Below are 10034 nucleotides of genomic sequence, written 5' to 3'. Positions count from 1 at the left end.
CTGATAATTTTACCGTTGATATGAACAATCCTTCTCAATGGTTGATCCGTGTTGGTGGACGTTTGACAAAAACCATTATGACCACTGAAAATGGTCCTGCCATTTCCTTCTATGGAAAAGCAAACTTGATCAAAACCTTTGGTGATAATGGTACCATCCAGATTGGCAGAGATTTTGACCTTGATCCCATGGGACCTGCAATTGAAGGCGGCGTTGGCATCAATGCGCAACTGTCTCACAATTTCTCCCTTCATGGTGATGTAAGTTATCAACAAAAGCTTCAGAAAACTGGTATAAGTGGTGCAAGCTTTTCAGGTGGCATGCGCTACCAGTTTTAAATCAAGGCTGTAAAAATAGCCTATTCATTCTATTCAATTTAACAAAAAGGGCAGCACAGTATGCTGCCTTTTTATCTCTCCCCTATTCTTTTCTACCAATACACACCGCCAACATTTTTCTTTAAGAAAATTAGTTAAAAAACTCAAGACAATAAAATATCGCGCTTTTAACTAGTAAAAATATCCCTTGAAAAAAACTAAAAGTCGATTGAAAAATCAATGAGCGCTATTTTATCGTAACCGTGTTAAAGAAAAACATGAAAGCTATGGTATCATCTTTGGTTTCATGATGTTGGAAGAGATCCCTATCAGGCTCAAGTATACAGTTTTTTGAAATTTTCTTGCCTATTTCTTTTCTTTAAGCATAAGCAACAAGTTTTATGCAAACATAACACATATCTTGAATAGAAAAACTTATAATACTTACATAATATTAACATAATGTATTCATTTAATACTAAATGAATTTAAATATAATACATTATATGCTAAATGTATAAGTTAATTTATACTTTACACAAAAATAAAAATATCCTATTCACGTTCCATCTCTAAAATATCCATCCATTTGATATCCTTCTTATAAGCGGGGGAAGAGTGTGTGGCTCTTATAAGTTAGGAAAATCTTGATGTGTAAAAAATCCCTTTTATGCTGCACAGCTGTCATAGCTGTCATAGCTGTCATGCTATTCAACACCCATCTCAATGTATATGCTGAAACTCTTGAAGTTTCCGGCGAGAAAAAAGAAGTATCTAACACAACGTATGAGATTATTAATGCGAAAGACAACGGGAAAATCACCGGCACACATTTAACTGTGGTTGGGAATAAAGACACGGATATTTATGCTGTAACAGCTGACGGTCTTGGCAGTGCGATTACATTACTGCAAGACACAGCCATTAAAGGAACTGATTTTGACATTCGTCTTGGTCTTAATGCAAAAGATGGTGCTACAATCAAAATGACTGGAGGCATTATTACGATTTCTGAAATTGGCGCTTTCTTCGAAAACAGTATGAATGATAAAAATAAGCTGGAAGGTGTAACAATATTAAGCGGTAAAGATGGCCACTTCATGGACAAGGGAATAAATGCCGACAACAAAAGCAAAGTTACTTTAGAAAACGTAACAGTTACGCAAGCAAACACCAGTATATTTGCAAATGATCATTCTGAAGTAACGATTTTAGGAGGAGAATTTGATGGAGAACTCAAAGGAATATCTGCTACGGAAGGCAGCGCTATTACTTTAACCTATAGTGAATTAGCCGATAATAAAAAAGGCAGTGTTCAAGTTACATCATCTCATGGTGACGGACTCTATGCAAATGGTGCACAATCCACAATCACAATGATAGGAGGATCAGTCACTGGAGAAAATACAGCATTACTTGCAGAAAATGGCGGACATATTGACGTCACAGATGTTACTTTAAAAAAAGATGGCACCGGAATCGGTGCAATAGCTAATGATGTTGACAGCACAATTGAACTACACGGAAATACGGTAATTAATGACGCTGTAATTGGGCTTTATGCAACAAACGGTAGCACAATCACAATGACTGGAGGAACCATTACGGCTTTTGAAACTGGTGCGTTCTTCAATGAGAGTAAAAGCGATAAAAACAAATTAGAAAATGTAACCATTACTTATGCAAATACCAGCATAAGTGATCAAGACAAGCTAGAAAGTGTGAAAACATCGGACAATGAATTAGACCCTGGATGGGAAAGTGAATTAGAAAATGAAAAAGAAGAGTTTTTATACACAGGAATAACGGCCTTTGCCGGAAGTCATCTCACTTTAGAAAATGTAACCATTACGCAAGCAGACACCAGCATATCGGCAGAAGATGGTTCACAAGTAACGATATTAGGAGGAGCATTTGATGGAGAACACACAGGGCTATACGTAATGAACGGCAGCTTCATTACTTTAGCCAATAGTAAAGAAGGCAGCGTTCAAGTTACATCATCTGATGGTGATGGACTCTATGCAGACGGTTTATTCTCTACAATCATAATGATGGGAGGGACAGTGACTGCGGGAAATAGAGCATTATTTGCACAAAAAGGTGGATATATTAAGGTCACAGATGTTGCTCTAACAACGATGGACGGAAACGGATACGGGGCAGCTTCCACCGATCCTTACAGCTTTATTGAATTGGATGGAGAGACAACGATTACTAATGCTATAAATGGACTTGATGCGGAAAACAGTGGTGTCATCATAATGACGGGAGGAGCTGTAACTGCAAAAAGCGCAGCATTGTTTACCATGAACGGTGGATATATTAAGATCACAGATGTTGCTCTAACAACGATGGACGGAAACGGATACGGTGCAGCTTCCACCGATCCTGAAAGCTTAATTGAATTGGATGGGAAGACAACAATTAATAATGCTCTCATCGGACTTTATACAGAAAATAGTGGCACTATCTCAATGGCGGGTGGAACTGTAACTGGGAAAAGCGCGGCAGTACTTACAAAAAGCGGTGGACATATTAAGGTCACAGATGTTGCTCTAACAACAATGGATGGCAACGGATACGGTGCAGCTACCAGCGATCCTAACAGCTTGATTGAATTGCATGGAAAGACAACAATTAATAATGCTTTCATCGGACTTTATACAGAAAATAGTGGTACTATCACAATGGCGGATGGAACTGTAACCGCAACAAACATGGCACTGTTTGCAGCAAACGGTGGACATATTAAGGTCACAGATGTTGCTCTAACAACAATGGATGGCAACGGATACGGTGCAGCTACCACTGATCCTGACAGCTTGATTGAATTATATGGAAAGACAATAATTGATAATGCTTTCATCGGGCTTAATACAGAAAATAGTGGTACTATCACAATGGCGGGTGGAACTGTAACCGCAACAAACATGGCATTGCTTGCAAAAAGCGGAGGACATATTAAGGTCACAGATGTTGCTCTAACAACGATGTATGGCAACGGATACGGAGCAGCTACCTCCGATCCTGAAAGCTTGATTGAATTGCATGGAAAGACAACGATTAATAATGCTTTCATCGGACTTTATACAGAAAATAGTGGTACTATCACAATGGCAGATGGAACTGTAACCGCAACAAACATGGCATTGCTTGCAAAAAGCGGGGGACATATTAAGCTCACAGATGTTGCTCTAACAACGATGTATGGTAACGGATACGGAGCAGCTACCTCCGATCCTGAAAGCTTGATTGAATTGCATGGAAAGACAACGATTAATAATGCTTTCATCGGGCTCAATGCAGAAAACAGTGGTGCAATCACAATGACGGGAGGAACTGTAACCGCTGCAAACATGGCATTGCTTGCAAAAAGCGGTGGGCATATTAAAGTCACAGATGTTGCTCTAACAACAATAAATGGTAACTATGGCGCAGCTACCACCGATCCTGATAGCTTGATCGAATTACATGGAAAGACAACAATTAATAATGCTTTCATCGGGCTTAATGCAGAAAATAGTGGTGCAATCACAATGACGGGAGGAACTGTAACCGCTGCAAACATGGCAGTGTTTGCAAAAAACGGTGGGCATATTAAGGTCACAGATGTTGCTCTAACAACGATGTATGGTAACGGATACGGTGCAGCTACCACCGATCCTAATAGCTTGATTGAATTGTATGGGAAGACAACTATTGATAATGCTGTAACCGGACTTGATGCAGAAAATAGTGGCACAATCATAATGACTGGGGGAACAGTAACTGCGACAACCATGGCATTGTTCGCAATGAATGGTGGACATATTAAGGTCACAGACGTTGCTCTAACAACAATGGATGGCAACGGATACGGTGCAGCTGCCAGTAATCCTTACAGCTTAATTGAATTGCATGGAAATACAGCGATTAGCAATACTTTCATCGGACTTTATGCAGAAAACGGTGGCACAATTAAAATGAATGGAGGGACCGTAGCAGCAAAAGGATCAGCATTTGTTGTAAAAAATAGCGGATATATTGATGTAACAAATGTTTCTGCAACAGCAGAAAACAGTGGCATAATATTTGATAAATCCGAGGACGATAACGCCTTAGAAATCAACTTGACAAATACAAAGATTCGCACTGAAAATAGTATTGGAATTAACGCAGACCAATCAATCGGTATAGCCAATCTCAAAAATTCAGAAATCAGTGCCGATATTTTATTAGCAGCAAAAGCTTCAACTAAAGAAAGTAATTTTGCTTTTACATTAAATGCTAATCACTCGGTATTAAAGGGAAGAGCAAAAATTGCAGAAAACAGAACCGTACGCTTTGATTTGACAAACAAGACAACATGGATATTGAAAACCAGTACAAAAGAAACCGATGATGACGGAAAACTGCTTGCTATTGCTCAAAGGTCACGTTCTGATATTTCTGTGCTCAATCTTAATGATAGTTCTATTGTTTTTAATGGACCGGTAGAAGATCATTATCATACATTGCATGTAGGATCTGGAATACCAACCACTCTAGCAGTCTATAATGCCTTTGGTGAGGCAGAAATTCATTTCAACGCTATATGGAGTGATGGTGTTGCAATAGATGCACAAAAAACCGATAGGCTTCTCATTCACGGTGATGTAGCAGGCACCACAACAGTTTATGTCAAAAGTGTTTCAGGGGATAAAGAGAGCGTAGAGAATGCTTCTACTCCTTCAAATATAGGTGGACTTTCACTTATTCAAGTTTCTGGAGAAGCAAAAGAAGACTCCTTTAAATTGAAAAATGGCTATACCACCATAGGAGGAACTCCTTATAAATATACGCTAACTGCCTATGGACCAGTCTCAAGCTATGGCAAAGCCAATGCTAACCAAAACTTATTCGATGAAAAGGATAAAGATTTCTGGGATTTCCGTTTGCAGCCTGAATTTTTTGACACCGATTCAAAAGTAAGAGCAGTTGTACCACAAATGGCAAGCTATTTGGTTATGCCAAATGCCCTCTTTTATACTGGATTGGCCGATATGGCCAAGCAAAATGCACTTTTAGCCAATATGAGAACAACAGTCTTGGGAGAGCAGAAAAATCTAAAAAACAGTTTTTTCCTCTCTACCTATGGGGGTACAGGAACCTTATCCTCGAAACGCGGTCCCCTTAAATATGGTTATGGTGCTGATATTCGCTACGCCGCTATACAAAGTGGGGTTGCATTGACTACGTTAGAAGGGCACAGCACTACTACACATCTTGGTCTTTTAGGCACCTATGGGCGGCTGTCTTTCACTCCAAAAGAGATGCAGGATGCAAGTAAAAGCACTTTAGATAAATGGTCTCTCACTGCCTATAGTAGCGTACAGCATGACAGTGGTTTCTATATGGATACACTTTTATCCTATGGAATAATAAAGAGCGATATCACCAATGCTATCATTGGTAAAACCGCGAAATTGAACAATGTAAAAATGTTGAGTATTTCCACCACCGTTGGCAAACAATTTTCTACCGGAATGGAAGGTTTAACCTTCGAGCCCCAAATACAACTTGCTTATCAACATTTGATGTTTGATACCATTGAAGATGCTGATAATTTAAAAATTGATATGAAAAATCCTTCTCAATGGTTGATCCGTGTTGGTGGACGTTTAACCAAAACCATTATGACCACTGAAAATGGTCCTGCCATTTCCTTCTATGGAAAAGCAAACTTGATCAAAACCTTTGGTGATGATGGTACCATCCAGATTGGCAGAGATTTTGACCTTGATCCCATAGGAACAGCAATTGAGGGCGGCGTTGGCATCAATGCACAACTGTCTCACAATTTCTCTCTTTACGGTGATGTAAGCTATCGACAAAAGCTTCAGAAAACTGGTATAAGTGGTGCAAGCTTTTCAGGTGGCATACGCTATCAGTTTTAAGGAAAGTCTGTAAATAGCCTATTCATTCTATTCAATTTAACAAAAAAGGCAGTATACATACTGCCTTTTTAATCTATGTAAGCTACTATTCTTATCCCCTGAAACTTTTTTCTTTTCTCCTCAATGATCTCCTTCCCTCCTATTTACACGAGTCACGCGGCATATTCATTATCGAATTTGTCTATAAAGCTAAGCAAAGTGTATTTTTAGATAATAAAAAGAAGACTACATTGGAAAAGATAATGATAAAAGAAACTCTCTCTTCATACCTTTTCTATGTTTATCCTCCTGTTTCTTCAATCCATTAGCTTAACACCACCCTGTAAGGATTCATTTATATGTCCATGTACCGTTTTTAGGCAAACCATTTTGACAATGCTTATCCCTCTAATTCCATACAGTATATTGATTTATAAAGATAATTCTTTGTTTTCCATGTTGAATGAGAGTCCCTAATATCGTAGGATTCTCTCATTTCAAACTTGTTTTATGTTGAAACAATTAAAAATTTTCTTGCACGTTACAAGTAGGGCTGGCGTGTGGAGAAAAGTTATATAAGAAAAGCCTGAGAAGTCCTCTCATGAACTGTCTCAAGAACCAAGGGCTTGTCACAAACATTGGGAGCTAGCAAAGTGCGATGGGCTTGCTCCTTCGTAAGCGTAAAGATGATGGAACTCTATGGCTTTAGCGTTATAGCATTCATGAACACCATCGCGAAATGGGCTGTGCTTCCTTAGAAAAATGGACTTTGGTACCCTTAGCCTCTTTAAAGAAAGCCTGTGAATAGCCCCCTCATCTCTTCTTCTTATAGCAGAAAAAATTTGCTGATCGTTTTGGTGAGTGCATCAAATAATACATCTCAACGCTATAGAGCTTTTTATAGTGATTATCTTTAATAGACAATTTTTAAATATCATACTTCATAGTGCTTTTAGCATAAGCTTAACCAAGCTAGGTTTTATGAAATCCACTTTTCTCAACTTTTTATGATCATGAAAAAAAGTTTTTCTGAAGCAAAACTTCAAATCATAGAGAACATCATCGATATAATTCGTTTTGTTATTTACAATAAAAACATAATGATATAGAAACTGTCTGGGTACTTGCGCCATCAGGGGAATGAAGTAAGCATCAAAGCATACCAAATACTAAAGGCATATCTATGTGTAAGAAATATATTTATAAGAAAAATTTTTTGTTATGTACAATTGCTGGAACTTTGATTTTTTCTCATTTCGGTTCAACTTATGCAAATACATCGGCTCCTGAAACTCCTGAAATTTTGGGGAAGATTGAATTAAATAAGGGAGAAGAAAAGACTTTAAATAATGTTCTTGTCCGCGATAAAGGACCTGGAATATTAGCGCATGATAAAGCAGCTATCACAATTGTAAAATCAACAATACACACGGAAATGTCTGCACTTTCTGTATCAGAAGGTGGACGCATTCATGCTAAAGAAATTAAAGCAAATACAGTGTACAAAGGTTTAGAAACAAAGAATGGTATAATCAACGTTGAAGATTCAACCATAACCGTCCAACGAGGGGGTGCCGGTGGTATCGTTTTTTATGAAACAAAAGATTCTTCACTGAAAAGTGGAGAAAAAGTTGTCAATAAGGTTGTTCTTAGCAATACAAAACTTCTTGTGAAAAACGGTACCGGTATTCTTGGTCCCTACTGCTCAAGAGCCGTTGCTGAAGTTCAACTTAAAGACTCAGAAATTCGATCTGACGTATTATTGAGAAATAAAACGAAACGTAAATATTATGACAACGATACTCTTCCTGTAACTTTAGCATTAACCGCTGATAATTCAACAATAGAGGGACGAGCAAGAACTTTAAAAGTCAATACAACGGTTTTGACTCTGAATAACAAAAGCAAATGGTACTTAAAGACCTCTCAAGAGGAAGTCGATACTGACTTTAATGTGTTTAACTATGAGCTCAGTGATATTAAACAACGAGCCCTTTCTACCGTTTCAGTACTGAATCTTAATAATAGTTCTATCATATTTAAGACACCACAAGGGCGGGAAAAAGATCATTATCATACCTTGTATGTAGGGCGAACAGCTGAGGTTCGTAGACCTGAGGGAAGTACAATCCCCGATATAGAAAGCACTTATAATACAGTTTACAATGCCACAGGCAATGCAAAAATTTATTTTAATATTGAATGGAGTGATGGTCTAGTAAAAGAACAGCAAAAAGCTGACCGCCTCCTTATTCATGGTGATGTATCAGGCAGCACAACAGTCCATATCAAAAACCTTGCGAAAGGTGAGATATTAAAAGCTGAAGATTCTGTTTCCTCGAATATGCGTGGTCTTTCAGTCATTCAAGTTTCTGGAAATGCAAATGAAGATTCCTTCAAACTTGCACACGGCTACACCACAATGGAGGGATTGCCCTATAAATATATACTCAAAGCCTATGGTCCAACATCCAGCCATGGGACAGCCGATAGCACACAAAGTCATTTTAGCGGAATATCACAAGAATCAAAAGAAAATACCCTCAAAGACTACACAATCTACACGATATCAGCATCAGGAACAATGATTGAAGGTGTTTCACCAAAAGAGAAAGAAGCGCAAAATACCGGTTCATCATCCCTTGGACAAGCAAACAACGCACAAAACATCTTGGAAAAAAATCAGAATTTCTGGGATTTTCGCTTGCAAAATGCGACTCTCGATAATGAAGGAAAGATCAGAGCTCTCGTTCCTCAAGTGGCAAGCTATTTGTCCATGCCTAACGCACTATTCTCAGCTGGACTGGCTGATATAAACAATCAAAACACTTTACTCAACTCGATGCAGGAAAACACCTTTGAGACAAAAGATCATAAAAACAAAGGAGTCTTCTTCTCAACTTATGGAAATAAGATGACATTATCCTCTCACCGTACGCCATTACAATATGGCTATGGTGCCGATATTCACTATGCAGCTTTACAGGCAGGCATTACATTAGCAGCTCTAGAAGATCAAAATATGACCGCCAATTTCGGTCTTTTGGGGACATATGGGAAATTAGCTTTCACCCCTAAAGACATGGAAGGTGCTGACAAGAGTACACTCAATAAATGGTCAATTACTGCATATAGTGGGCTGCGCCATAATAATGGGATATACCTCCATGCGCTCTTCTCCTATGGAATGCTCAAGGGAGATATCACCACAGCTCTCATAGGAAAGACTGCAGAATTGAAAAATGCTGATACATTCAGTGCATCAGCAACCATTGGACAAAAATTCGAAACCAGTAAGAAAGGATTGGTCTTTGAACCACAAGCACAACTTGTTTATCAACGCCTCATGCTTGGCACACTCTCAGATGTCGATGGCTTTGATGTGGATATGGGAAATCCTTATCAATACTTAGTGCGTGTTGGTGGACGCTTAACGCAAACGAAGCTTTCTATTGAAAACAGCGGTATTCTTTCTTTCTATGGTAAACTAAACGTTGTTAAAGCTTTTTCTAACAATGGTACAATACAGATTGGTGAACCATTCCACCTTGATTCTATAGGAGCTGCCCTTGAAGGTGGATTTGGTGTAAATGCACAATTATCACAAAATATCGCCCTTCATGCTGATGTTAACTATCAATATAAGCTTCAAAAAACTGGTATATCTGGAGCAAGCTTTTCAGGTGGAATACGCTATCAGTTTTAAGAAAACGCAAAAAACAATTTATATTCTATTCATTTTAATAAAAGGCAGTGCAAATGTGCTGCCTTTTTACAATCTATCGGAAAGAACCGTTAACAACTATTCTTTCTACCACCT

3 protein-coding genes are annotated in these 10034 nt (G+C 38.4%); all 3 read left to right on the top strand.

The genetic code is table 11. From position 1 onward, the window contains the following. Positions 1-338 (top strand): autotransporter outer membrane beta-barrel domain-containing protein (locus ACFINK_RS07700; protein WP_375638617.1); only part of this gene is annotated, 338 nt, incomplete at its 5' end. Between the two features lie 629 nt (positions 339-967). Further along, positions 968-6235, top strand: coding sequence for an autotransporter outer membrane beta-barrel domain-containing protein (locus ACFINK_RS07695; RefSeq protein ID WP_375638615.1), 5268 nt, complete (start codon positions 968-970; stop codon positions 6233-6235). A 1162-nt stretch (positions 6236-7397) separates the two neighbouring features. Next, positions 7398-9920 (top strand): autotransporter outer membrane beta-barrel domain-containing protein, encoded by a 2523-nt coding sequence (locus tag ACFINK_RS07690; RefSeq protein WP_375638613.1) that lies wholly within the window; start codon positions 7398-7400, stop codon positions 9918-9920. Positions 9921-10034: the final 114 nt, after the last annotated feature.

This window comes from Bartonella sp. AA16NXGY, from assembly GCF_042197325.1.
GTDB lineage: Bacteria > Pseudomonadota > Alphaproteobacteria > Rhizobiales > Rhizobiaceae > Bartonella.
Note: the sequence above shows the minus strand (reverse complement) of the source record. Positions and strands in the feature narration are given on the sequence as shown.

Bases quoted from the DNA above. Each gene is read 5' to 3' on its own strand.
- ACFINK_RS07695 (WP_375638615.1), top strand. From the start codon at position 968: ATGTGTAAAAAATCCCTTTTATGCTGCACAGCTGTCATAGCTGTCATA.
- ACFINK_RS07690 (WP_375638613.1), top strand. From the start codon at position 7,398: ATGTGTAAGAAATATATTTATAAGAAAAATTTTTTGTTATGTACAATT.